The sequence below is a fragment of the Streptomyces anthophorae genome, assembly GCF_049310305.1.
Taxonomy (GTDB): domain Bacteria; phylum Actinomycetota; class Actinomycetes; order Streptomycetales; family Streptomycetaceae; genus Streptomyces.
Genome location: NZ_JBLWQQ010000002.1, coordinates 33,078 through 56,350 on the forward strand (window position 1 = coordinate 33,078; position 23,273 = coordinate 56,350).

20 protein-coding genes are annotated in these 23,273 nt (G+C 69.6%); 18 read left to right on the top strand and 2 right to left on the bottom strand.

From position 1 onward, the window contains the following. Position 1 precedes the first annotated feature (1 nt). The 4 genes from ACNYS0_RS43060 (at position 2) to ACNYS0_RS43075 (ending at position 6,952) form a co-directional block, all read left to right on the top strand. Complete coding sequence (locus ACNYS0_RS43060; RefSeq protein ID WP_422482934.1) at positions 2-2,602, top strand: ATP-binding protein; 2,601 nt, start codon at positions 2-4, stop codon at positions 2,600-2,602. After that, on the top strand, positions 2,599-5,181 hold the full coding sequence (locus ACNYS0_RS43065) for a hypothetical protein (RefSeq protein ID WP_422482935.1): 2,583 nt from the start codon (positions 2,599-2,601) through the stop codon (positions 5,179-5,181). Before ACNYS0_RS43060 ends, ACNYS0_RS43065 begins: the two co-directional genes overlap by 4 nt. After that, positions 5,178-6,377 carry a lytic transglycosylase domain-containing protein gene (locus ACNYS0_RS43070; protein WP_422404880.1) on the top strand — a complete coding sequence of 400 codons (1,200 nt, stop codon included), beginning with the start codon at positions 5,178-5,180 and terminating at the stop codon, positions 6,375-6,377. Before ACNYS0_RS43065 ends, ACNYS0_RS43070 begins: the two co-directional genes overlap by 4 nt. An 86-nt stretch (positions 6,378-6,463) precedes the next feature. After that, positions 6,464-6,952, top strand: coding sequence for a hypothetical protein (locus ACNYS0_RS43075; protein ID WP_422404881.1), 489 nt, complete (start codon positions 6,464-6,466; stop codon positions 6,950-6,952). Between the two features lie 4 nt (positions 6,953-6,956). On the opposite strand, the gene ACNYS0_RS43080 is transcribed toward ACNYS0_RS43075, so the two are convergent. Next, a complete protein-coding gene (locus ACNYS0_RS43080; protein WP_422404882.1) occupies positions 6,957-7,139 on the bottom strand; it encodes a hypothetical protein in 183 nt (60 codons plus the stop codon). Between the two features lie 163 nt (positions 7,140-7,302). Further along, positions 7,303-7,644, bottom strand: a complete 342-nt coding sequence (locus ACNYS0_RS43085; protein WP_422405067.1) for a hypothetical protein — start codon at positions 7,642-7,644, stop codon at positions 7,303-7,305. Positions 7,645-7,794: 150 nt separating this feature from the next. Here ACNYS0_RS43085 and ACNYS0_RS43090 point away from each other — a divergent pair, with 150 nt between their 5' ends. The 14 genes from ACNYS0_RS43090 (at position 7,795) to ACNYS0_RS43155 (ending at position 23,271) form a co-directional block, all read left to right on the top strand. Then, complete coding sequence (locus ACNYS0_RS43090) at positions 7,795-8,004, top strand: hypothetical protein (protein WP_422405068.1); 210 nt, start codon at positions 7,795-7,797, stop codon at positions 8,002-8,004. A 323-nt stretch (positions 8,005-8,327) separates the two neighbouring features. After that, a complete protein-coding gene (locus ACNYS0_RS43095; RefSeq protein ID WP_422404883.1) occupies positions 8,328-9,218 on the top strand; it encodes a hypothetical protein in 891 nt (296 codons plus the stop codon). Between the two features lie 69 nt (positions 9,219-9,287). Next, positions 9,288-10,709 carry an AbiJ-related protein gene (locus tag ACNYS0_RS43100; protein WP_422404884.1) on the top strand — a complete coding sequence of 474 codons (1,422 nt, stop codon included), beginning with the start codon at positions 9,288-9,290 and terminating at the stop codon, positions 10,707-10,709. 102 nt (positions 10,710-10,811) lie between these two features. After that, positions 10,812-11,681, top strand: coding sequence for an ATP-dependent DNA ligase (locus tag ACNYS0_RS43105; RefSeq protein WP_422404885.1), 870 nt, complete (start codon positions 10,812-10,814; stop codon positions 11,679-11,681). A gap of 488 nt (positions 11,682-12,169) precedes the next feature. Continuing rightward, positions 12,170-14,941, top strand: a complete 2,772-nt coding sequence (locus ACNYS0_RS43110) for a type IV secretory system conjugative DNA transfer family protein (protein ID WP_422404886.1) — start codon at positions 12,170-12,172, stop codon at positions 14,939-14,941. Beyond that, positions 14,941-15,900 (top strand): replication-relaxation family protein, encoded by a 960-nt coding sequence (locus ACNYS0_RS43115; protein WP_422404887.1) that lies wholly within the window; start codon positions 14,941-14,943, stop codon positions 15,898-15,900. Before ACNYS0_RS43110 ends, ACNYS0_RS43115 begins: the two co-directional genes overlap by 1 nt. Before the next feature lie 124 nt (positions 15,901-16,024). Further along, a complete protein-coding gene (locus ACNYS0_RS43120) occupies positions 16,025-16,282 on the top strand; it encodes a hypothetical protein (protein ID WP_422434669.1) in 258 nt (85 codons plus the stop codon). Between the two features lie 505 nt (positions 16,283-16,787). Beyond that, on the top strand, positions 16,788-17,240 hold the full coding sequence (locus tag ACNYS0_RS43125; protein WP_422404889.1) for a hypothetical protein: 453 nt from the start codon (positions 16,788-16,790) through the stop codon (positions 17,238-17,240). After that, complete coding sequence (locus ACNYS0_RS43130) at positions 17,234-18,136, top strand: ATP/GTP-binding protein (RefSeq protein WP_422404890.1); 903 nt, start codon at positions 17,234-17,236, stop codon at positions 18,134-18,136. Before ACNYS0_RS43125 ends, ACNYS0_RS43130 begins: the two co-directional genes overlap by 7 nt. Positions 18,137-18,276: 140 nt before the next feature. Further along, the gene (locus tag ACNYS0_RS43135) at positions 18,277-18,891 is read left to right on the top strand and encodes an SAF domain-containing protein (RefSeq protein ID WP_422404891.1); all 615 of its coding nucleotides are present in this window, start codon (positions 18,277-18,279) and stop codon (positions 18,889-18,891) included. Between the two features lies 1 nt (position 18,892). Further along, complete coding sequence (locus ACNYS0_RS43140) at positions 18,893-19,900, top strand: CpaE/TadZ family protein (protein ID WP_422404892.1); 1,008 nt, start codon at positions 18,893-18,895, stop codon at positions 19,898-19,900. After that, a complete protein-coding gene (locus ACNYS0_RS43145; protein WP_422404893.1) occupies positions 19,893-21,482 on the top strand; it encodes a TadA family conjugal transfer-associated ATPase in 1,590 nt (529 codons plus the stop codon). Before ACNYS0_RS43140 ends, ACNYS0_RS43145 begins: the two co-directional genes overlap by 8 nt. Then, positions 21,479-22,393 (top strand): type II secretion system F family protein, encoded by a 915-nt coding sequence (locus ACNYS0_RS43150; protein ID WP_422404894.1) that lies wholly within the window; start codon positions 21,479-21,481, stop codon positions 22,391-22,393. Before ACNYS0_RS43145 ends, ACNYS0_RS43150 begins: the two co-directional genes overlap by 4 nt. Then, positions 22,390-23,271: a type II secretion system F family protein gene (locus tag ACNYS0_RS43155; RefSeq protein WP_422404895.1), complete on the top strand. Its 882-nt coding sequence runs from the start codon at positions 22,390-22,392 to the stop codon at positions 23,269-23,271. The genes ACNYS0_RS43150 and ACNYS0_RS43155 overlap by 4 nt, the downstream gene beginning before the upstream one ends. Positions 23,272-23,273 lie beyond the last annotated feature (2 nt).

Genomic DNA, 23,273 nt, shown 5'->3' on the forward strand with positions numbered 1-23,273 from the left:
GATGCCGATCAGGCACGTGGCCGGGAACGTCGTGTGGAGTGTGCACGGCACGGTGTGGGCGCTGTACCGGGTGCAGGGAGTGGACCAGGTCCACTCCAGCAGGAGCGCCAAGCTGCGCCGGCTGAAGGCTCTTGAGGCACTGGTGAAGAAGCTCATGGGCGAGTCGATGTGGCTCTCCCTGTGTCCGCAGGTCGACCCGCGTGCGGTCGTGCGGGCGATGACCGAGGACATCGACATGGCGGCCAGTCCCGCCTACACGCAGGTCGCCCACCGGGTCCTCGACACCCTCGAGCGCCTGGAGCTGACGGGGCGCACCAACTGGCTCGCCGTGCCGCTGCCGGCCACGGACCGCCGCCAGCGCATCGCGGACACAGTGGGCGCCGCGAAGGCCGAGATGGCGCTGCGGCTGGGGCTGTTGCCCGCGCCGATCAGCCGCCGTGAGGAGGAGCGGCGCCTGGAGCAGGCGGCGCGCATGGCAAAGGCGTGGCCCGGCTCCGTGTCGGTCCGCCCGGCGAGCGAGGCGGAGATCCTGTGGATCTACGGGCACTCGGCGCGGCGCGGTGTACCGGAGCCGCTGCCGCCCACGCCCGATACGCGGCGCGCTCTGGTCAACCGCGGCCGCACGGTGGCCGCGCTCGAGCAGGCCGTCCTCACCGAGGGCGCGATCGAGGGCCAGCTCGCCGACGCCGAGGAGCGGCGCGGCGCGGGCGTCTTCAAGCGGCGGTGGCTGGAGGTGGCCACCGAACACGGCGCCTCGTACCAGAGCTTTCTGATGCTGTCGGAGATGCCGGAGGCGTTCGCGTTCCCGGGCTCGGAGTACCTGGCCGCACTGGACACGTTCGACTTCCCGGTGGACTGGGTGGCGCGCCTGAGCGTCACCCCGGGCGCGGTCGCCGAGGCCAAGACGCGCCGCAAGGCCCGCGATCTGGCCGGGCAGCCCGAGGAATGGGCCCACGACCCGGCCGGTGCGCCGGCGCAGGTCGAGAAGGCGGCCGGGAGCCTGGCGGAGAACCGGGAGCGGCTGACCGCGTCCAAGGGCGAGGTCGACGTGCGGGCCATGATCGGCTTTTGTGTGTGGGGCACGAGCCCTCAGGAGGTCGAGACACGGGCCGATTCGCTGGCCACCGGCCTCGGCGGCGACGACTACAGCGTGGACCGGCCGCTCGGCGACCAGGAGCACCTCTTCTACGGGATGCTGCCGGGCGCGCGCACCCCGCAGGTCATGGCGTCGTATGCGCAGTACCTGCTGGCCCGCGACTTCTGCATGGCCGGGCCGTGGGCGGCGACCGAACTCGGCGACGAGCGAGGCCCCTTGTACGGGTGGCAGCTGACCGGCGGCGGCTCGCGCCCCGTCCTGATGGACTTCACCCGCGGCCCGAAGAAGAAGACGTCCGCGTCGGCCGCGTTCCTCGGCGAGCTCGGCGGCGGCAAGAGCTACGCGATGAAGTGCGGCGTCTACTGGACACTCGCCGCGGGCCGCAAGGCCGATCTGCCCGGCAGCCGCGGCCGCGTGGTGATCGTGGACCGCACCAAGAAGCAGGAATGGCTGCGCTTCACCCGGTCCTGCCCCGGACGCACCGAACTGATCACCACCGACAGCAGCGCCGCCGTGAGTCTGGATCCGCTGCGGGTCTTCACCCAGCAGCGCGGCCAGGAGACGACCGTCGCCAGCGAGGCGCAGCGGCTGTGCGAGTCGTTCCTCGGCATGCTCCTGAGCATCAGCCCGATGGACGAGGCCGGCGACGTGCTGTCCGAGGCGATCGCCCATGTGCTGTCCAGGGCCGACCCCAACATGAGCCGTCTGCTGGCGCACCTGACGGAGCGGGCCGCGCGGGACGACGACGCCGTGTGCCGGACGCTGGCCCGGAAGCTGTCCGTGCACGCGCGCCGGGACCTGGCGCGCGCCCTGTTCGACGAGAGCCTGCCGGCCATCGACACCGACGCCGACTCCGTCGTGTTCAGCGTGGCGCAGCTGGCGCTGCCCAAGAAGTGGGAACTGGAGCCCGGGCACTTCGAGCGGCTCGCCCCCGAGAAGATCTTCGGCCGGGCGATGCTGTACCTGATCGCGACGATCTGCCGGCACATCGCCTACGACCCGCGCCGTGAGGCGGAGTTCTGCCAGGTCGTGTGGGACGAATGCTGGTGGCTGACCTCGTCTCCCGAGGGCCTGGACCTGCTGTTGGAGCTGGTACGCGACGGCCGCAAGCACGGGGCGGGCGTACTGGTCGGCTCCCACGACCCCAACGACTTCGGCCCCGACACCGACGCCGGCCGCATCGTGCGCGGCCTCTTCCCGAGGCGGCATCTGTTCCGCCAGACCAACAAGGAACTCGCGCGCCGCGGCCTGGACTTCATGGGCCTGGACCCGGACGACAGTGAGCTGGTCGAGCTGGTCACCACCCACCTCTCCCCCCTCAACGAGGACGAGGAGACCCAGGCGCAGCGCGCCGGCGAGTGCCTTGCCCGGGACCTGTTCGGGCGGATCGGCCTGATGCGCGTGCAGATGCCCCTCGACCCGGCCCTGTCCGACGTCATCCACTCCGACCCCGACCAGGCCCGCGCCGAGACGGCGGAGAACGCTGCGGAGGCGGTGTCTGCATGAGCATGCGACGGGGACGCTTCAGCGCCTTCACGGACGTGCGGCGTCATCTGCTGGGCGGGCTGCTGCTCGTGGTCGCGGCGCTGGCCGTGACGCTGCTGTTCGCGCCCGTGGCCGGTGCCGCGCCGGACGACCCGGCGCCCACGCCGTCCCCGTCGGCGTCGTTTCCGAAGTACGAGCCGGGCATGGAGCCGACCGCGCCCGGTCTCCTGCCGCCCGAGTCCGTCAACCCGAAGGCCCCCAAGGGCGACAGCACGTCCGGCGGCGCCAAGACCGACGGCCAGGACGGCGGCGGCAACGGGAAGAAGAAGCTGTCGGCGAAGGAGAAGAAGGCGGCCAAGCAGGAGAAGCTGCGCCGCGAGATGGCCAGGAAGGTCAAGGCGTACAAGTCCCGGCACGGGGACGGCGGCGTCCTCAACGCGTTCGAGGTCACCGACCGTCAGGGCCTGCCGGTCTCCGCCTACCGGATCACCTCCGACAACGGCGGTGTCACCGACATCCCGGGCCAGATCCAGGGCCTGCTCACCCAGGGCCTGTTCGAGGGCACGAAGTGGGTCATCGCGTTCGGCTGCTGGCTGATCTCCTGGGCCCTGTCCTGGGCGCTGGCCTCGCTGTTCCTCAAGCCCGCGCTCAAGTTGTCCGACGGGCTGTACAACCAGACCATCGTCCAGCTCGGTGTGCCCGGCCTGCTGCTGGCCTACTCCGGCGTGGTCGCGTTCTGGCACATCATGTTCGGCAACCGCTCCCGCGGGTGGGGTGAGATCGCCGCCTCCACCGTGATCAGTGCGCTCGCCGTGTCCACGTTCGCCGCTCCCCCGCAGCTGCTGCTCGGCCAGCAGGACGGCGCCGTCGGCAAGGCCCGCGACCTCGGCATCGCCGTGTACGCCATCACCACCGGCCACGAGGACTCCCTGCAGACCGGGAAGATCACGGAGAAGAAGGCGCGGGACCTGACCCGGCCGGTCACCGACGGGCTCGTCGAGGCGTTCATCGTGCGCCCCACCTACCTGCTCTCCTACAACCAGCAGCTGCCGAACAAGAAGTGCGCGCGCCTGTACTCCGACTCCCGTGTGGAGACCGCGTTCTTCAACGACCAGGTCGACGTCGTCAAGAAGAAGATCAACGCGGTGCCGAATCAGTTCGACATCGTCCCCGGCGTGGTCGGCGACATCCAGGACGCCATCGGCAACAAGGCCGTCGACTACGTCGCCAACGACCTGCTCGGCATGAACCCGCAGGACGACTTCGAGAAGGTCTGTGTCAAGGACGCCAAGACGGCGAAGAAGTCCGGCTGGGACAAGGTCGGCGGTGCCTTGTTCATCTTCATCGCCGCGCTGCTGATGACCGTGCTGCTGGTGGTCACGGCGTTCCTGTACCTGACCACGCAGATGCGTCTGGTCATCGAGGCCGTCCTCGCCCGGGTCGCGCTTGCGGCGGGCATCATGCCCGGGGCCGGGCGGGCCTGGATGTGGGAGCGGGCCACGAACATCGTGCGGCTGCTGGGGCTCCTCATCGCCCTGGTCGTCGGCCTCGCGATCGCCATCACCCTGGTGACCGCCCTGCTCAACGCCGACTTCGGTGACAACGCCGGAGCCCTGCCCGCCCGGTTCGTCGCGGTCGACATCGCCGTCATCGCCTGCTTCTTCTTCCGCAAGCGCCTCACCAAGAAGTCCAAGGCCTGGGCGATGTCGGCCCGCACCCGGCTGGGCAACACGCCGCTCGGCGGCCGCGCCCCCGCCACCATGAACGAGGACGCCGGCCGCAAGCGCTCGCTCGCCTCGAGCCTGGTCACGACCGCCCTCATGATCGGTGCGGTCGCCGCGACCGGCGGGGCGGCCGCTGGCGGCGCCGCGGCCGGCGGCTCCGGCTCGCTCGCTGCCATGGGCGGGCGCGGCTCCACCGCGCTGGCCGGACGGCTCGGCACACGCGCGGCCGTGCGCGGCACCGCCGCGATGGCCAACGGAGCGTCCAAGGCCGTCGCCGGGACGGCCAAGGCGGCATACGGGGCGGGCAAGTTCGGCCTCAAGTACTCCGTCGGCGCCCCGGTCTACCTGCCGCAGGCGGCCCGCGCGGCGAGCGCCGGCCTCAAGGCGGCGCCCGCCAATCTGGCCCGCTCCGCCGGCCAGTTGCGCACCCGGCTCGCCCAGCCCGTGATTCGTCAGCTGCCCGCCGCCCGCGACTTCGCCCAGACGTACTGGAACAACAGCGGCGGCCGCTGGGTCAGCAACCGGATCCGTATGCACCGCGGCCTGCCGCCGCGCCCGCACCCGCGCACCCCGCCGAGGACCGCCGTGCACCGCATCCCTACCTCCCCCGGCCGCCTCACCCCGCCCCGGACCGCACCTGCCCCGGCCCCCGCGTCGGCGCCGCGGCCGGCGCGGCGGGCCCCGCGCCCGGTCCCCGGACAGCCGGCCGCCTCCTCGCAGCAGCAGGCCCTGCGCCAACGCCTGTACCGGCTCAGCACGGAAGCGGCCAGCACACACCGCCCCGCTCCGAGCCCGGAACCCCGGCCGACGTCTCCGCCGCCCGCCCCGCGGCCGCGCACCGCCCGCCCGGCACCGGCCCGCCGGAGGACGCCGTGACGAAGAAGGGCTGGCTCGCACTCGGCGCGATGGCCACCGCCATGCCGGTCCTCCTGGGGATCGCCGCGGTGGTCGCCCTCACCGGAGCGATCGCCGCCGACCAGGGCGACAAAAACCGGCAGGCCGCCTACGCCGCCGGAGCGCAGGCGGCGCCGTCCTCGGTTCAGGGCATCCCGCCCGTGATGCTGTCCGCATACGCGCACGCCGCCGACCGCATCACCAAGCTGCGCCCGCAGTGCAAGGGCATGCGCTGGTCCGTGCTCGCCGCCTTCGGCCGGGTCGAGTCCCACCACGCCTCCGGCCGGCGCATCGCCGACGACGGGACGATCAGCCCGCGCATCATCGGCGCCCGCCTCAACGGCGCGGGCGCCGGCGGCAACACGAGCTCCTTCACCGACACCGACGGCGGCAAGTGGGACGGCGACACGAGTTATGACCGGGCCGTCGGGCCGATGCAGTTCCTCCCCTCCACCTGGGACGGGGCCACCGGCCAGGACGGCAATAGCGACGGCATCAAGGACCCGCACAACGCGTTCGACGCGACGCTCGGCGCCGCCGTCTACCTGTGCGGCAGCGGCCACAGCGACCTGAGCGACGACGCCCAGCTCCGCAAGGCCGCGCTGCGCTACAACCATGCGGGCTGGTACGCCGACGAGGTTCTCGGCTACGTGCGCCAGTACGACCAGGCCGGCGACAGCCTCGGCAACACCGGCAGCGACGGCCCCGTACCGGTCGCCGTGTCCGTGCCCGGTCCGCCGGCCGCCTACGAGGGCGGGGCGAGCGCCTGTTCCTCTCAGGACCCGACCGGCGGGAACTGCCTGACCGCCGCAACGGCCCACGGCTACAAGGAGATCCTGAAGAAGTGGCCGCGCTGGCACGGCGGCATCGGCTGCCAGAGCGCACGCGCCGAGGGCGGCGAGCACCCGCTCGGCCGCGCCTGCGACTACACCCCCGGCACCCTCGGCACGCGCGCCTCCGGCACCGCGCTCTCGCAGGGCTGGGCACTGGCCGCGTGGCTACGCAAGAACGCCGACGCCCTGCACGTGCAGTACGTCATCTGGCAGGGCCGTATCTGGAGCATCAACCACCCCGAGGACCAGGGCGGCTGGGGGCGTCCGTACGACCACGGGCTCAACAACGTGCACACCGTCACTGGCGGGCACTACGACCACGTCCACGTCACGTACAAGGACTGACCGGTCCTGAACCACCCCGCTGCTACTTTCCGCCGCTGCCGCCGGGCTAACGGCGGAGCCGACCGAAGCCAAAGGGAGCAAGCAGCATGGATTTTCAGATCGATCAGAAGGTGTTCGGGCCGGTCAGGGCCGTGGCCGCCGAACACGTTGTCGCGCGCTGGCTGGCGAGCCAGGGTGGGGATCCCGTTCTGAAGGGCGGACGTACCAAGGGCCACGACATCGTCGACGGTGACCGTCTCGTCGACGCGAAGCTTCTCGTCGCCCTGGGGCCCTCGCAGCAGAAGAAGTATCCGGGATGCACGCACCAGCTGTACCGCGCGCGGTGGCGTGCCTTCGACCCGGCGTACACGACGCACCTGATGCTGGTCGAGTTCCCTGCCGACTGGACCGGGACGAGTAGCGGCTCGTTCACGGAGACCGTGATCAGGATCCAGCACAGCGGGATTCGTCTCTACTTCTGCGACGTGGCCGAGTTCAACGACATGCTCGCCGAGGGCCGCACCGAGGCCGAAGAGAACGGGTGGGTCTTCATCATCCTCGATCAGGCGTGGCTCGACGAGCACCGGGTCTACTGACGAGTCAGGGCACGGTGGGCAGCTCGCCGGGCTTCACCTTGAGGATCTCCACGTTGGTGCAGCCGTCGGCCTCGAGCCGGTCCCTGCGCTGTTGCGCGCTCCGCTCGTCGTACGCCGTCGCGGCCGCATGCGGGCGCCCCTCGGCATCGGTCCACGTGATGCCGTAGTTCTCCATAGTGATCGCCATGGAGGTCATTTTCACCGACACCACTGACAGCTGGCCGCTGCGGCACCCCGCCGCGGTCAGCTGTCAGTGGTGCGTGCGGGCATGAACAGGCCCTGCGGTCGCCCATTCACCGAGGCCGATACTGCCGCCGGGCACTGGCCTCCGGTCCGTGGCCACACCCGGATCAGTCGTCCGGGTATTGCAGGAACGCCGACTGGACGCGCAGCAGATGGGTCTCCGGGTGTGTGTCTTCGTAGCGGTCCAGGACGCTCTGGTAGCGGCCCGCGTCAAAGTCTCGACGAGCTTGAGCGTCCTCGTGTATGCCGCAGGCCAGGGCGAGTTTCGCTCCCTCGCGCAATGCCTCGCGTTTGGTGGCGTACACCCAGACGTCCAGCCTGCCGCTGCCGCTGTAGCCGCGGTGGGCCAGGGTCCACACCGCCGGGTCCCGCGTGGTCTCCACGGTCCCGTCCGGCCGGAAGGTCTGTGAGGAGATCTGCCGCTTGATGAAACGCGCATAGTCGGCCACCGCCCCACCGTAGGACCGGCCGCGGATCAACTGCGGTGGCTTCCGGCAAAACCACATGGCGCCGTAGACCGGTGCGCCTGCATTTCCTGTTCGCAGGGCTCGGGCTCTCGTCCAGCGTGTCGTCCTGGGATACGTCTCCGTTACCCGGGCATGACGAGCCTCCCCGACGACACCGTGACCACCGAGGTCACGTGGTGTTGCAATCACGCCGAGCACGGCACCGGGGCACCGCCCCTCTACGGACTCCAACTCGAACGGCCGCCGCAGGAACCGGACTTCGGTTGCCGCCACCTGACCAACACCGACCGCCAGGCGCTCCTGAACGGGACGGTCCCGGATCATCTGTGGCCCGAGTACTGACCCATGACCGCGTGGCTCAGCAGCCAGTTCCGGGGCCCTCGCCGACAACCTGGTCATGTTCAAGGGCCGGGACCGCCCCGATCTGCCCGACACGCTTCGGGCGCTGCAGGAAGCCGAGTGCACGGCGTTCCACTGCGGGGTGTCGTCCCTGGCGGCAGTGAGTCGTGCGGGCAGAACCATCGGAAGCCCGGTGTGTTCACCACATGCTGCTGACGATCGCCAGCCTGATCACGCTAAACGGGATCACCGGGGCCGTCACCACGCATTTCCGGTGACTCCGTAAGGCGCCGCGCATGCAGCGTCGGGCGCATTACGGTTCTCCGATGAACCAGGATGAGATCCGTGACGAGTTGGTGAGTTCTGCACAGCGATGGGCTCGGACAGCAGTCGACGCCTACCTCGAAGAACCTGCGGACCAGGACTTCGCTGTCCATCACATGGCTGTGGCTGTCGAGCACCTGGCCAAGGCGTGTCTGGCATCCGTCGCTCTCACGTTGCTGGCTACCCCCAAGCCTTCCGTACAGGACCTGCTGGTACTGGGAGGCCAGGAAGACAAGGCGGAGACAGGGCGCTCCGGGCTCAGGACCATTGGTGGTGCGGAGGCCGTAGCGAGACTCGCGCAAGTGGGGAAGGGGGAAGTGCCGGCGCAACTCACTGCGTTGCGGGATGCCCGAAACGGCATCACACACATGGGCTGGGGGCGGCCGTCTGACGAGTGCAGGGGCCTGCTGGCAGCTGGTGCGGCGTACATCGATTCCCTTCTGCCCAAGCTGGCGAAGGAGCCGGAGTGGTTCTGGGAGAACCATTACGACGTGTGCAAGGGCCTCGTGGAGAAGACGACGTCCGAGTTGAAGTTGCGCTACGCGGCGAAGATCCGGCGGGCGAAGGCGACCTTCGCGAAGAAGACAGGGAGTTTGTCCGCCAGCGAGAAGACGGCCGTGGTCGCCAGTCTGTCGGCAGCACCTCTGCCCAGCCGATGGCTTCTGCACGTCCCCGCGCAGTGTCCGGCGTGCGAAAGTCCTGCCTTCGTCAGCGGCCGGGACAAGAGCGGCGACTACGGAGACATCTGGTTCTTCCCGCGCTACTTCGGCTGCCGGGTCTGCGAGCTAACTCTGACCGGACCTGAACTGGACCTCGCGGACATGAGTGCCCATTCACTGCGCACAGAAGAAGAGGTGGATGACGACTGGGAACCCGACTTCGACTTCATGTGACGCCGAAGCCTGGCACCTTGCGCGCTTTGAGGGCTACTGCCGGAATTGATTCTCTGCGACCATCTGTCCATGGTCGGCAGCAGTGATCGCTCAATGCTTCGCGCCCTGCTCGACACCGCCGTCGCACCTCTGAGCGACCTGACGCACACCGTGCTGAGTCAGGCCTTCGAGCGACTGGGCATGCCGGTGATTCCCCAGAGCGCCGGCAGCAAGTCAACCCGGGTTGAACTGAGCCTCCAGCAGGTACCCGACGCGGAACTGCCAGGACTGGCCCAACGCGTCCTGCAGCAACAGGACTTCCCCTTCCCTGTGCGCCCACTGCTCCGCCATCAGATGGAAGACCTACTGTGGGAGGAGGAGGCACCACCCCATATACCCAAGAAGGCCCGCCGGGAACTGGCGCGCTCCCTGTCTCTCTGGGAGCTCACCCAGAACCATGACCGCTTCCTGCATCTACTCGATCGCCTCTGGGTGATCGAGGGACCGGATCTTTCCTTCAGCGAGCTCAGCGCGCTGCTGCTGAACGGGACGCGGCCGGTGACGCTGAAGGACCTCATCGAGAAGCACGTCTTCCGCAATCGCGATGAGGGGGACTGGTCGGCTGAGCAGCTCTTCGAGAGCCTCGGTGCGTTCGAGGCGGGGGACGCCAGGTTCGCCCGCTTCCTGGAAGGACTGGTCTCGGCAGACGTTCTCCTGGATGAGCACCTGCAGGCGAAGACAGCCAGCACAATCAATGATCACCTTCGCGCCCATGGGATCGAGTTGCGGCAAACCGGCAGCGACGGCGGCTATCCGCTGTTCACCCTGGTGTCGACGCGGGTGCACAGCAACCGGAAGCCGAAGAACATCATTTTCGCTTCCCTAGGCAAACCGGACATTCGCTTTCGGTCCTCGGTGGACAACGACATCGAGATCGTCGGTGGGCGACCAGGCGCCACCCTTGTCTATGACCGGGAGATCCCTGCCGGGGGTCTGCGCTGGCGTGACCTGCACAGCTGGTGGCAGGACACTCACGGGTTCAACAGTGAGAGTGACGCCGGTGAGGATCTTTACCAGCGGCTCCTCAGGAGCCTGCCCGGCAAATCACCTGGTCAGAAGAACCTCTTCATGGCCTACCGTACGGCTCGCCCGTTCTGCGCGGATGACCTTGCTCTCCTGCCCGAGGTCTGGCTGCACTGGGATCCCAAGACCGTTAAGGAACGCGGCCCCGAAGCATTGCTGCGTTCCCGGATGGACTTCCTTCTGCTGCTGCCCTTCGGGCAGCGTGTCGTTCTGGAGGTCGACGGAGTACAGCACTACACGCGCGACGACGGCCGCACTCCCGACACCGCCAAATTCGCCGACATGGTCGCCGCCGACCGGGACCTCAAGCTCAGGGGCTACGAGGTTTTCCGCTTCGGCCACGACGAACTGAAACAGCCCGAGGACGCCAAGAAGCTTCTCCTCCAGTTCATCCCAGACATGTTCAGCCGCTTCAGAGCCAGGCTCTGAGAGTCAGTGAGGGGAGGGTAGCTCGCTCGGTGGGCAGTGGAGGTTGCGCCGAGGGGCGTAGCGGGGCAGGCGAGCGCCGGTCGGCCGCGTGAAGCTGGTTCGATGGAGTACCCCGTACCTCTGGCGCTCGCCGCCCCCGTGCACGCACCTCCGGCCGGACCGGGGTGGATCAGTGAGCCTAAGTACGACGGACACCGAACGGCCTTGTGGCGTACCGAGGACACGGTGATCCTGCAGTCCCGGTCCGGACGGACCGTCACCCCTGTGTGGATGGACATCGCGCTGGCCGGGATGGACCTCCCCGCATCGACCGTCCTCGATGGGGAGATCTGCATCTACCTGGACGGCCGCCTGGACTTCTCCGCGGTGCAGGCCCGGGCCGCGTCGACCCCGGCGCGCGCCCGGCTCCTCGAGGAGCAGCATCCGGCGTCGTACGCCGTGTTCGACCTGCTGCGGCATCCCGTGCACGGCGACGTTCGGCAGCGGCCGTGGCGAGAGCGCAGGGTGCTTTTAGAGGAGATCGTCGCCCCGCTCGGCCCGCCCATCCAGGTCGTGCCCTACACCGAGGACCGGGCAGAGGCGGAGCTGTGGTTCGAGGTGCTCGCCGAGCACGGGGTCGAGGGCCTGGTGTGGAAGCGGACGAACGGCCGATACGAGGGCGGAAAGCGCGCGTGGCGAAAGCAACGACACACGCACAGCGTTGACTGCGAGGTCGTCGGCTACACCGGGTCCGCCGCACGTCCGAAGCATCTGGCGGTGCGGCTGCCGGACGGGCGGACCGTGCTGTCGCAGACGCTGACGGGCACGCTGTCCGCGCAGATCGCCGCGCGTCTGGGCGAAGCGGTGCCCGGCCGGCGGGCGCGCACCAGCGGCGGCGAGCCGTACACGGCGATCGAGCCCGACCTCCTGGTCGTGGAGGTGGCCGCCGGCACCACCAGGCACCAGGTGGCAACCGTGCTGCGGGCCCTGTGACGTGTCGCCAGGGGCTCTTCCCCGAATGAGAGTGGCGGCCACGGCCGGCTGCGAAAGATTTTCTGGCTCTGCCGGTCACGTTCTGAGGGCGGGTGCTCCTTAGGGGTCAGTAGGGCGGCATCGGGCCGCCCGGAGCTGACGGGAGTTGCGGTGAACGCGACACGACATGCCCCCTCTCCCCGCGATGCCGCCGTGGCCGTGCTGGTGGAGTGGTGCGGCTGGCTCGCTGCTGCCGTCTTCGCTGTGGGCTGTGTGCGCGGCTGGTGGTGGGGCGGAGATCTCAACAACCTTCCGTTCATAGGAGGTCCGGCAGCACATGCAGCAGCCGCTCACCGTGGGTGGCCGTGGGTGCCGCTCGTGCTGGTGACGGTCGGGTCTTTGGGAGTGCGCCAGGCCTGGCGCACCGTCGCGCACCGGGTGTTCGCCCCTCACACAGTGTGTGAAGGCGGTCGTCGTTCGGTGCGGTTTCGGCTCGCGAGCGGCTGCTGATGTTCGACGTCGTCTTCTCCGTTGTGTCGTACGTCGTCCCTACTGACTTCTCCTCCTGGGGGCCGGTGCTGCGGCAGGCTGCCTGGTGGCTCGGCTGGGCCGGTGCAATCGGTGCCCTGGTGACGGGGGCCGGGCTGCTCTGGTGGCGTCGGCGGGCGCACCGCCTCCTCGAGGAGCGGGCGGTCGTCGAGCTGGTGCCGTCTCAGGGGTTCGATCCGTCGGTCAAGGACATGGCTCCGCATGCGGCCCGGCTGGCGCGGGCGTCGCAGACCACCGAGTGGACGCCGCGGCGGGCGCAGGGGATCCGGCTGCGCCATGGCGGCGACCGGAACGGTCAGCTGACTCTGCGGATGGAGGGGCCGGCGACGTCGGCGGCGCTCATGCGGCTGCCGTCGCTGCCCGATGTCCAGGTCCGCGCTCCTCAAAGCGGCGGCCGTGCCGCAGAGCGCATCACGTTCGAGGGGGCTCCTCCCCTGCCCCAGCCCGACGCGGAGCAGCCGCGCGTGCAGCTGTCCAAGGACGGCGGGGACGAGGACCCCGGGGAGGTCGCGGCGCGGTATGTGGCGCGGGCTGAGCTGGTGTTGGCGCGCCCGGATCACAAGCGGCTGACGCCGGCCGCGCTGGATCCGGATCCCCTGCAGGTCCTCGCCGACGCCGTGGCGCAGGCGGATGCGGAGCGCGGGGAGCAGGCCGAGCTGGTCGTGGATGTGGTGCCGGTCGCGAGCCGGCGGGTGGCGGCGTGGCGGCGCCGTCTGCTGCGCCGTGCCGAGCAGCGCGGCCCGTCCGCATACGGCGAGTTGGTCGGATCAGGGCGGCGCGGCGGGTCGGTGTTGTCGACACTGGTCGAGGGCCTCAACGGCGGCAAGCCGCTGTCCTCGGCGAAGTCGTCGCGTTCGTTGCCTCGGCAGAAGGATCTCGCGGACGGGGTGGGTAAGTTCCTGCCCGGCGCCGATGCGCAGGTGTTCGCGGTGCAGATCCTGGTCCGGGTGACGGGCACGCATCCGGGCCGGGCGCAGGCCCGGCTGCACCAGGTGATGGCGGTCATGGACGCCTGGTCCGGGGAGAACTGGTGGCGGCCCATCGGACCGCGCCGGACGGGGTGGCGCCCGTACAGCAGCGTGTGGTGGCGTCGGCGCGGATTCGACCGCCGGTACGACAGCGGGGAGTTCGCTCCGGCTCGCCGGCAGTGGCTCACCAGTGAGGAGCTCGCGGCGCTGCTGCGTCCGGCGACGGTGAACTGCACGGCGCAGAACGTCGCCCGCAGCGGCGGCACGCTCGCTCCGGCGCCGCACGCCCTGCCGACCTGGAGGGGGCAGCCGGGCGTGGTGCCGCTCGGGCGGGTCACCGAGGCCGACGGGCGTACGCGGCTGGCGTGCCTGCCGCAGAAGGACGTCCTGTTCGGGGCAAGCTTCGGGAAGGCCGGGTTCGGCAAGAGCGAGTTGGCGCTGCTGCAGTCCATCACGCTCGCCTACGGCGGGCTCGGCACGTGGTTCCTCGACCCGCACGGCGCGGCGATCAAGCGGGCGCTGCCGTATCTCACGCATCCGGCGGTCATCGACCGTGTGCAGCTCATCGACCTGAGCGTGAAGAAGCCCGACGAGAAAGTCGCCGCCTGGAATCCCTTGTCGATGGAGGGCCGCGCCGCCGAGGAGATCCAGGACGTCATCGGGTCCGTGGTCGCCGGGTTGGCGGCCGCGCAGGGCTGGGGCGACGGCGCACCCCGTGCACGGGCGATCCTCTCGCACGCGGTGGAGGTCCTCGCGCACCTCGCCCACCGGATGTGCCGGAGCGGGCGGCCCGAGCTGCAGCCGACACTGTTCACGATCCCGCGGCTGCTGATGGATGAGGAGTGGCGCGAGAGCGTGCTGGCTCAACTGCCGTTGAAGGTGCAGCAGTTCTGGCGCACCACGTTCCCCAAGTACGAAGGCTCCGCGGTGCCGGTGGTCACGCAGACCATCGAGCAGCTGGCCACCTCCACCTCGCTGCGCGCATTCCTGGGTCAGCCGCGCTCCACATACGACGTCCGCAAGGCGATGGACAAGCGGCAGATCGTGCTGCTGCGCTGCTCAGGAACCGGCAGCGGCGACCAGATCATCACGTCCCTGCTGCTGTTCGACCTGTTCCGCGCCGGGCACTCCCGTGAAGGCATCGCCCCGGAGCTGCTGGCCAGCATGTTCGCGTTCGCCGACGAGCTCAAGGCGATCGACGGCGCCGCCCGCGGCTACATCGCCGCGATCCTCGAGCAGCTGCGCAAGTACGAGGTCAGGCTGATGGCGATGACGCAGATGGCGATGCGGCTGTCGGAGGAGACCCGCCTTGCGCTCATGCAGAACCAGAGCCTGTTGTCGGCCGCGGCCGCGGACACCGACGAAGCCACCTTCCTGGCCAAGCGTCTGCCTGGTGCCGACGCGCTGACGCTGTCCGAGCAGCCGAAGTGGCACTACGCCGTGCGCGCCACGCTCGCGGGCAAGCCCACCACCACGTTCCAGGTCGCCGGCGTGCCCGTCCACGAGGTCCTGGCCAACTACCACCATCCCGAGCGGCTCCCCTGGCTGGAGAACGCCATCGACGCGACGCTCAACCGCCGCCCGCTGCGCACGGTGCTGTCCGAACTCGACGGCAGCGACGACGGCCGCCACCCCGGGCTCGACGACCGGATCCTCGCCGAGCTCGGCCGCCATCCCACCCCGGACAAACCCACGAGCCCGGCCCCAACTGCCGATGACGATGACGATTGCTGGCCCGGCGCCGGCGAGAGCGAGGTTGCCTGATGTCCCTGACCACCGAAGTCGCCCCCACCACCGGGCGATCGCGTCCCGCGCGCGGTCTCTCGCGCCTGGCCCAGGACCTGCTGCCGGTGCTCTACCAGCACCGCCTGGTGGCCACCGGGCAGCTGCACCGGCTGTTCACCCCGCACGCCGACCGACCCGTCTACCTGCGCCAACAGCTCAACCTGCTGCGCGCCGACGGCCTCATCGACGCCACCACCCGGCGCACCACGCGCCGCGGCCGAGCCGAGCACCTCTGGTACGTCACCGCACAAGGTGCCGATGCCGTCGCCCATGACCCGACGATCACCCACCGCGGCTACCGGATCACCCCGCAGACCGCCGCCTCACAGCTCCAGGAGCACACCCTGACCGTCGTCGACACGGGCGTCGCGTTCGTCGACTGGGCACGGCGGCTCGGCCACGAGTGCTCCCCGCTGGACTGGGAACCCGAGGTCGCCCACCGGATCCGGGACGGGGAGACCCGGGGCGCCGACGACGCGTTCATGATCCCGGACGCCGTCCTGCGCTACACCCACACCTCGGAATCCGGGCGGCGGCGGATGCTCAGCTTCTTCATCGAGGTCGACCGCGCGACCATGCAGACCACGCGGCTCGCCGCAAAACTCGCCGCCTACGCCCGCTACCAGACCTACACCCCCGCCAGCGGCGGCATCCGCGGCCGCCGCAGCACCCGGGAAGCCTGGCGCGACCACTACCCCGCCTTCCCCCGCCTGCTCATCGTCCTGACCGGCGCCTCCGACCGCGTCCTGGCCAACCGCGTCCAAGACCTGCGTGCCCTCGCGGCCGCAGACCCCCGCGTCGGCCAGCTCGCTGCCGGCGCTACCACCCTGCAACTCCTCCAGGAGCGCGGACCGTTCGCTCCCGTGATGACCCCGCTGTCCGGAGAAGGCACACCGACCGACGTCTTCCTCGCCCCGGCTGGAGGCTCCCGTGCGTGACGTCCTGCGCTCCCTACTTGGCCGGCTTTTCGCGACTGCACGACCGCGTGCTGCCGCTCACGAGCACGCGTGCGCTTCGGTCGTGGACACGGGTCCGCTGCCGTCGTCTCCGCTCCTTGCGGAAATGACGGCGCTGCGCGCGCATTCGCGCCATCTGGGGTGGCTCGGCGAGCGCGAGCAGTGCCCTGAGCAGTTCCAGCAACTGGCCCGGTCGGTCGTGGACGACCTCCTGGAAGGCTGGCGCGCGCAGACCGGCGGCCAGGGTTCGCTCGACGATCTGATCCAGCCGTTGGCGGACACGGCGCGGCTGGTTCCCTGCGCCCGTCGCGGGGTGCCGATGGCACAATCCCAACCCCGCATATCCACTCGGGAGTTCAGGTGAACCACGCGCACCAGCGAGCCCTTCGGCCCGTCAACTTCGCTATCCCGGAGCCCCTGATTGAGGGCTCGCGTCAATTTTGAAGCGATCGCCACGGGCCGCTTCACCTGCACGGGCGACCGGAGAACCGACCGCCCCACGGGAACGTCCCATTCCGATAAGGGACATGTGTCCCGTTCGGCGGGAATGACGGGATCACAGGTCTGTGAACTGGCATTACAGGCTGTGCTGTTGGAGTGAATATGCGTAACGTGTGCATGTGCACGGCAACCACACCCGTATCGCGCAGCACGACCGCACCATCACCTAGCGCGATACACCACAGGTCACCGGCATGACGGAACGAGAGGAACGGGGAGGCGCAGTGACGTCAAAGACACAGGCCAGGAGCAACCGGCTTCGCAGTCGGAATCGACTTATCGGCACGGCAGTCATTGCCTGCTCGCTGTTGGTGCTTCCTGCCTGCTCGAAGGACGGAAACAAGGAGGCCGGAGAAAGCCCCGCCTCTGTGTCTCCCTCACCCTCGAAGACGTCAACTTCCCCCGACCCGCAATCCGCTGCCAAGCGCGAGGCGCTGACGGTGTGGAAGTCGATGCGGAAGGAAGAGACGAAAGCTGCAGCCATCGGCTATGCCGACAAGACCAACCTGAGCCACTACTCCTACGACAAGGCGCTCGCGCAGACCAAGCGCGCCCTGTTCGACTACAGGCAGCAGGGAGTGGGATTCAAGGGAGCTCCCACCAGCACGGTCAAGGCCACTTCGGTGGACTCAGCCGGCAAGACGGTCGACGTGCGGGAGTGCATGGACACCACACACTGGAAGCCGATCCTCAAGGACAGCGGAAAGGACATCTCCGCGTCGGGGCAGCCCCAGCGATACGTCATCACCGGTGTCGTCAAGGACCTCGGTGAGCGCTGGATGGTGCAGAACTACACCCTGCACAAGGACAAGTCATGTTGAGGGCCGCCGTCACGATGTGCCTCGCCGCGGGCATCATGGCCGGCTCGGTGTCCGTTGCCTCTGCCAAGCCCGGCCCCAAGCCGAGCGGCTCCGTGACGGATTGCGGAAAGTGGATCTGTTCCGCTGTCGACACGGGAGAGGAAAAGGCTTCTCCGAACAACAAGGCGCCCGCCGGTACCGGCAAGAAGACCTGTAAGCAGGACGGCAAGGTGGTCCCCTGCTACGACGCGGACCTGGGCTGGTTCTCGAAGGGGTGTTACTACAAGCAGGTCACGGACAAGACCGTCGTCGCCGATCTGAAAAAGCAGAACGGCAAGAAGGGCGCCTCTCCCTACGCGATGACCTGCAATGGGGATGACCCGATGGACGTCTATGTGTGGTTGAAGAATCCACCGGCCGGCTACGTGGATCCCGCAGTTCTGGCCCAGCGCGCCCTCGACAAGATGTTGTTGAAGGGCCCGGACATCACGATCAACCCGAAGCCGTCCGGCAAGGGGCTCGTCGGTATGCCGGTGTGGATGTCGGTCGGGCAGTCCCCGACAACCTACGGCCCGAACACATCGAGTGCCTCAGCCGGCGGGGTGACCGTGACCGCCACCGCGAAGGTGTCGAAGGTCGTTTGGAACATGGGCGACGGTTCCGAGCCCGTGGTCTGCCTGGGCCCCGGCACGCCTTACAAGAAGTCGTACGGCATGAAAGCGTCGCCCGACTGCGGTCACGTCTTTGAGGAGGCGTCGAACTCCGTAGCAGGCGGCAAATTCAAAGTGACGGCCACGGCAACGTGGACTGTGGACTGGCAAGTGGCCGGGGGCGGCGGCGAGAACGGTCAGTTGACCGAGGCTCGTGACTCGCAGGTGGCGCTGACCATCGTCGAGTCGCAGGCCGTCAATCAGTGAGTTCTGTGAGATCGAAGGGCCCGTCTGGGATGGAAACGCCAACGTCTACCTCGTACCTGCCACCGATGCCGGCGGAGCGGCAGCCGGATCTTGCGCCCAGTCGGGGCACCCGGAAACCGCACTCGCGCCGCAGGTGGTCGGTGGGTGTCTCGTTGGTGCTGGTCACGTTGCTGGGCGCCATGCTCGGTGCGGTACTGGTGGCCCGCGCGGGGGACCGCGTGAACGTGCTCGCTGTCGCGCAGGACGTGCAGGCCGGGCAGACGATCACTGACAAGGACGTGAAGTCGGTGTCGTTCGCGGAGGACCCGGGCCTGTCCCCGATCCGGTCGTCGCAGCGCTCGACGGTGGTCGGTCAGCGCGCCGCCGTGGACCTGCGGCAGGGCTCGCTGCTGACCCAGTCCCAGCTGCGCCGCGGCGGTGGACTCGGCGCGGACAAGCAGCTCGTCGGTGTCGAGGTGAAGAAGGGCTTCGCGCCCGGCAACAACAGTCTGGCCAAGGGCGACCAGGTGCTGGCAGTGGTGCTCGACTCGCCTCAGGGCGAATCGGCGTCCGGCGCTTCGGGCGGCAAGGCGTCGTCCGCGCAAGACCAGGAACAGATCGAGGCGACCGTGGACAGTGTGGGCCGGGTCGATGCGACCGGCACGTTCCTGGTCAACCTCATCGTCGACCCGGCCGACGGGCCGCAGCTGTCGGCGATGGCGGCGGCCAAGCGCCTGACGCTGGTGCGCCAGCCGCTGGCGGACGGAGAGCAGTGAGATGCCACTGATCGCTCTGGTGTCGGCGAAGTCGGACGGGGTGACGACGTCCGCTGCGGCTATGGCCCTGGGTAGTCGCCGTCCGGTGCTGCTGGCCGAACTCGACCTCGCGGGCGGCAGCTTGCGTCATGGGCTGCTGCGCGATGTGCCGCGTGGCGCGGCTCGCGAGCGGCTGGACCGTCACATCGGGCTGCATCATCTGGCGCAGGCCGACCTCGCGCGCGCCGGTGAGGACATCGACTTCGGTCCGGCCGTCGCGCAGCACTTCTGGCCGATGGATGACACGGACAACCGGGTCGCGCTGCCCGGGCTGCTGGATCCGCGGCAGGCGGCGTCGCTGACGTCGACCTGGCCCTCGCTGCTGCAGGTGTTGCGGCGGTCGGATGCGAGCCCGGAGCAGCGTTGGGATGTGATCGTTGATGCGGGCCGTGTCGTTCTCGAGGGCGGCCGACTGCATCCGGTCCTCTCCCCTGCTCTGGTGCTGCGGGAGGCCGACGTCGTCCTGCTGGTGACGCGTTCGACGGCGGCCTCGCTCGCGCTGGCAGATCCTGTGGCGCAGGCGCTGCACAGCGATCTGATGCATCACGGCTCCGGTACGCGCTCGCTCGGATTGCTGCTGTTGGGCTCGGACTTCCGGGTTGACGATGTGCAGCGCAGCCTGGAAACCCCGGTGTTTGGTCAGTTGCCTTGGGACGAGGCTTCGGCGGAATGGATCGAGCGCGGTGGGCGGATGCCCCGTGCCCTGGGGCGCGGTTCGCGGTTGATCCGGGCGGCCGGTCAGGTTCTCGATCCGCTGCGTCAGCACGCCGATCAGCGTCGTCTGCACCTGCAGATGCGATCGGCGGCACCATCTGCACCAGCCGCTCCCCCGGCGCCGGCCACGCCCCCGCCTCCTGCTCCGGCCCAGGCCGCGCCGCCGCCGCCTCCGGCTCCAGCCCTTTCGCCACCGCCTGCCCCGGCCGCGCGGATGGTCCAGCAGTTCGCACAGCGGGAGAAGCACCATGGCTGAGCGCCGAAGCAGGAACGGCCACCCGGTCAACGGCCACGCGCCGAGCACGCTGTTGGGCAGCTTGCGGGCCGAGGCGAACGGCACCCGGCCACAGAGCCCTACCGGTCCGCCCGCCGGGCCGAATACGCCGCTGCCCTCACAGCCGCCCGCGCCCCCGGCGGGCCCGGCGGATGTGAGCGCGGCCGCTTCCCTGCCCGGTGCCCTGCCAGTGCCGCAGGAGAAGATCAGCGAGCTGCGGCAGCAGGTGGCCGATGACGTCGACGCCATCAAGAAGGAGCGCCGTCTCAAGGGCGAGACGCTGGATGCGGCCGCCCTTGAGCAGGTGGTCCTCACGCAGATCCGGGTGCGGGTGGCGGAGTGGGCCCAGCAGTGGTCCTACGAGCACACCCCGCTGACCGGTGAGCAGATCACCGTGCTGCGCGCGGAGTTGTTCAACCTGTTCTTCCTGGCCGGCGCCCTCCAGCAGGTACTGGAGCGGCCCGGTGTGGAGGACGTCCTCATCGACGGCCGGTGGATGTTCGTCGACATCCAGGGCCAAGGCCGCCAGCGACTGCGATCGCCGTTCGCCTCCGACGATCAGGCCCTGGAGTGGGTCAACCAGATGGCCGCGCTGTCGGGGCACGGCGAGCGGCTGTTGTCGTACGCGTCGGGCAAGGTCGATTTCGATCTGCCGGACGGGTCCCGTGTCGCGGCGACGATCCTGACCGAGCCGAATCTCGTGATCTCGATCCGGCGTCACCTGCTGGAGAAGGCCACCCTGGACGACCTGGTGAAGTGGGGGTCCATCGACACGCTGCTGCAGGCGTTCTTGCGGGCGGCGGTGCGGGCGGGCCTGTCGATCATCATCGCCGGGGACATGGCGACCGGGAAGACGACGCTGATGCGCGCGCTCGGGCGTGAGGTGCCGGCCAAGGAGCGCCTGGCCACGTTGGAGGGCGAGCCGGAACTGCGCCTGAACCATGACGAGTACGGCGAGCACGCGCACACGATCGCGTTCCGTTCCCGCGAGGGCAACGGTGAGAAGGATGCATCGGGCCGGGTCACGCTCGGCGAGCTGGTGGACACCTCGATGCGCTACCGCGCCAGCCGCGTGATGGTCGGTGAGGTCCGCGGCACCGAGGCCGTGGCGATGCTCAAGGCGATGATGATGGGCGGCGCCGGGTCGATGTGCACCCTGCACGCCAAGGACCCCGAATCCGTGGTCGACCGCCTCATGGTGCCGCTCACCGAGGCCGGGCTCACCGATAGCGCCTCCTACCGGCTCATCGCCGCCGCCGTCGACCTGATCGTGTACGTGGACCGTATCGATCAGACGGACATCGGCGGGAGCGAGCACCGGTTCGTCACCCACGTGTGGGAGACCGCCGGGCTCAGCGAGCGGGCCGGCGTCGCCCTCACCCACCTGTTCTCCCCCGACGAAGAGACCGGTGAGGAGCGCGCGGTGCCGACGTCCTCGGCGATGAACGAGCGACGGGCCAAGAAGCTGGCCCGGCACGGTTTCCCGGTGAACTGGCGGGCCCTGCGCCCGCGCGGCACCTGGGCACCGCTCACCCTCGTCGACGAGAGCCAGGTGGCGTCATGAGCAGCTCGTATCTGTCCGCCCTCGGCATGCTCGCGGGTCTTCTGGTGGTTCTCGGGCTGGCCGGGTTGGTGGCCTGGTGGCGTGGCTGGACGCCGACTGCCTCACGTCGGCGGGGCAAGCCGACGCTCGCCGACAAGGCCCGCCAGGCGGTGAGTGAACTACCTGCCCTGTGGCGGGACAACTACCGTCTCCTGCTGGTCGCGGCCGCGGTGGTGGGCGTGACAATGTGGGTGATCACCGGGTGGCCGGTGCAGGCCCTGCTCGCCGCGGCCGCCGTGGCCGGGCTGCCGTTCGTGCTCCACCCCGGCGGCTCCGAGCGCCTCGAGGTGGCGCGGCTGGAGGCACTGGCGGAGTGGCTGGGGCAGCTGGCGAGCGTGCGCAGCGGCGGCAAGAGCCTGGAGACGGCGATCGTGTCGCTGGACAACGTGCCCGAGCTGCTGCGCCGTCCGGTCGGCGTCCTCTCCGAGCGCCTGGCCGCGGGGATTCCGGCCCGTCAGGCCTACCGGCTGTTCGCGGACGACCTCGACTCGCGGATCGGCGACGACATCGCGCAGCTGTTCATGGACCACGTGCTCTCTCGCGGCGCGGGCCTCTCGGACGCGCTGGCGGCGCAGGCCGCCCTGGTGCGCCGCCAGGCCGCCGAAGTGGAGGACATCGACGCCCGGCGCGCCGATGCCCGCTCCGAGACCCGCAAGGTGTCGCTGTTCGTGCTCGCCGTCGTCGCCTTCGTCCTCCTCAACGGCGCCTACTGGGAACCGCTCGCGAACGCGCTGGGGCAGTTGGCGCTGCTGGCGATGGGCGCCCTGTTCGTGCTGCTGCTGTGGTGGATGCGCAAGGTCGCGGCGATGAAGGCCGAGCCGCGCACCCTGCTGTCGGCCAAGGAACGCGACGCACAGGGGGTGCGGTCATGACGCTGTCGCTGCCAGGCCTGCTGATCGGCGCGCTGGTCGCGCTGTCCGGGGCGCTCGCCGTACGCGCCTTCATGCCCAAGCGGGTTCCGCTGGACGTCGTGCTGGGCCGCACCCCGGCCGCGGACCTCCATCCCGAGGGCGGGCGCGCGGGGTGGACGGACCGCATGGGCCAGAAGCTGGTATCGACCACCACGGTCGCCGACCGGCTGCCCGCTCAGGACCTGGCGGTCCTGGAAATCACGCCGGCGCATCTGCTGGGCCAGTGTGTGCTGTACGCGCTGATCGGGTTCATCGGCGCGCAATGGCTCGTCTTCCTGGTCACGCTCGGCGGCATGTCACTGCCGTGGATCGTCGCGCTCGCCCTCGGGGTCGGCTTCGCCGCGTTCCTCGCCCTGGAACGGTTGAAGGACTACCGAAGCAAGGCCCGGGATCGGCGCATGGAGTACAGCTACTACACCGCCTCACTGCTGGAGCGAGTCGCCCTGGCCCGCAACTCGGATGCCGGCGCCCCCGAAGCACTGGACCGGGCCCTCAAGTCCGGCGACGGGCCGGCCGCGGTACGGATCCGGGACGCGGTCGAGCATGCCGCCCTGTCCGGCGTCAGCCCGTGGGACGCGCTCACACGGCTCGGCGACGAGCTCGGCGTGCCGGCCCTCGCCCGGATCGGGGCCTCCCTGAGCCTGGCCGGTGAGGAACAGGCCGCCGTCTACGAGCAGTTGCGCGCCCAAGCCGTCCGCACCCGCGAATCCCTGTTCGCCGAGCGGAAGAAGAAGGCCGGCGAGGCCACCGAGAACATGCGGCTGCCCGCCATCGCGATCGTCTTCCTGATGGCGCTGTTCCTCGTGGCCCCCCAGCTCATCCGCGTCATGAACTTCTGAGC

Excerpts from the sequence above, each read along its gene's own strand:
- ACNYS0_RS43150 (WP_422404894.1), top strand. The coding sequence starts at position 21,479 with ATGAGCAGCTCGTATCTGTCCGCCCTCGGCATGCTCGCGGGTCTTCTG.
- ACNYS0_RS43100 (WP_422404884.1), top strand. The coding sequence starts at position 9,288 with ATGGTCGGCAGCAGTGATCGCTCAATGCTTCGCGCCCTGCTCGACACC.
- ACNYS0_RS43115 (WP_422404887.1), top strand. The coding sequence starts at position 14,941 with ATGTCCCTGACCACCGAAGTCGCCCCCACCACCGGGCGATCGCGTCCC.
- ACNYS0_RS43140 (WP_422404892.1), top strand. The coding sequence starts at position 18,893 with ATGCCACTGATCGCTCTGGTGTCGGCGAAGTCGGACGGGGTGACGACG.
- ACNYS0_RS43080 (WP_422404882.1), bottom strand. The coding sequence starts at position 7,139 with ATGGCGATCACTATGGAGAACTACGGCATCACGTGGACCGATGCCGAG.
- ACNYS0_RS43105 (WP_422404885.1), top strand. The coding sequence starts at position 10,812 with ATGGAGTACCCCGTACCTCTGGCGCTCGCCGCCCCCGTGCACGCACCT.
- ACNYS0_RS43145 (WP_422404893.1), top strand. The coding sequence starts at position 19,893 with ATGGCTGAGCGCCGAAGCAGGAACGGCCACCCGGTCAACGGCCACGCG.
- ACNYS0_RS43075 (WP_422404881.1), top strand. The coding sequence starts at position 6,464 with ATGGATTTTCAGATCGATCAGAAGGTGTTCGGGCCGGTCAGGGCCGTG.
- ACNYS0_RS43120 (WP_422434669.1), top strand. The coding sequence starts at position 16,025 with ATGACGGCGCTGCGCGCGCATTCGCGCCATCTGGGGTGGCTCGGCGAG.
- ACNYS0_RS43095 (WP_422404883.1), top strand. The coding sequence starts at position 8,328 with ATGAACCAGGATGAGATCCGTGACGAGTTGGTGAGTTCTGCACAGCGA.
- ACNYS0_RS43065 (WP_422482935.1), top strand. The coding sequence starts at position 2,599 with ATGAGCATGCGACGGGGACGCTTCAGCGCCTTCACGGACGTGCGGCGT.
- ACNYS0_RS43155 (WP_422404895.1), top strand. The coding sequence starts at position 22,390 with ATGACGCTGTCGCTGCCAGGCCTGCTGATCGGCGCGCTGGTCGCGCTG.
- ACNYS0_RS43110 (WP_422404886.1), top strand. The coding sequence starts at position 12,170 with ATGTTCGACGTCGTCTTCTCCGTTGTGTCGTACGTCGTCCCTACTGAC.
- ACNYS0_RS43060 (WP_422482934.1), top strand. The coding sequence starts at position 2 with ATGCCGATCAGGCACGTGGCCGGGAACGTCGTGTGGAGTGTGCACGGC.
- ACNYS0_RS43090 (WP_422405068.1), top strand. The coding sequence starts at position 7,795 with ATGACGAGCCTCCCCGACGACACCGTGACCACCGAGGTCACGTGGTGT.
- ACNYS0_RS43130 (WP_422404890.1), top strand. The coding sequence starts at position 17,234 with ATGTTGAGGGCCGCCGTCACGATGTGCCTCGCCGCGGGCATCATGGCC.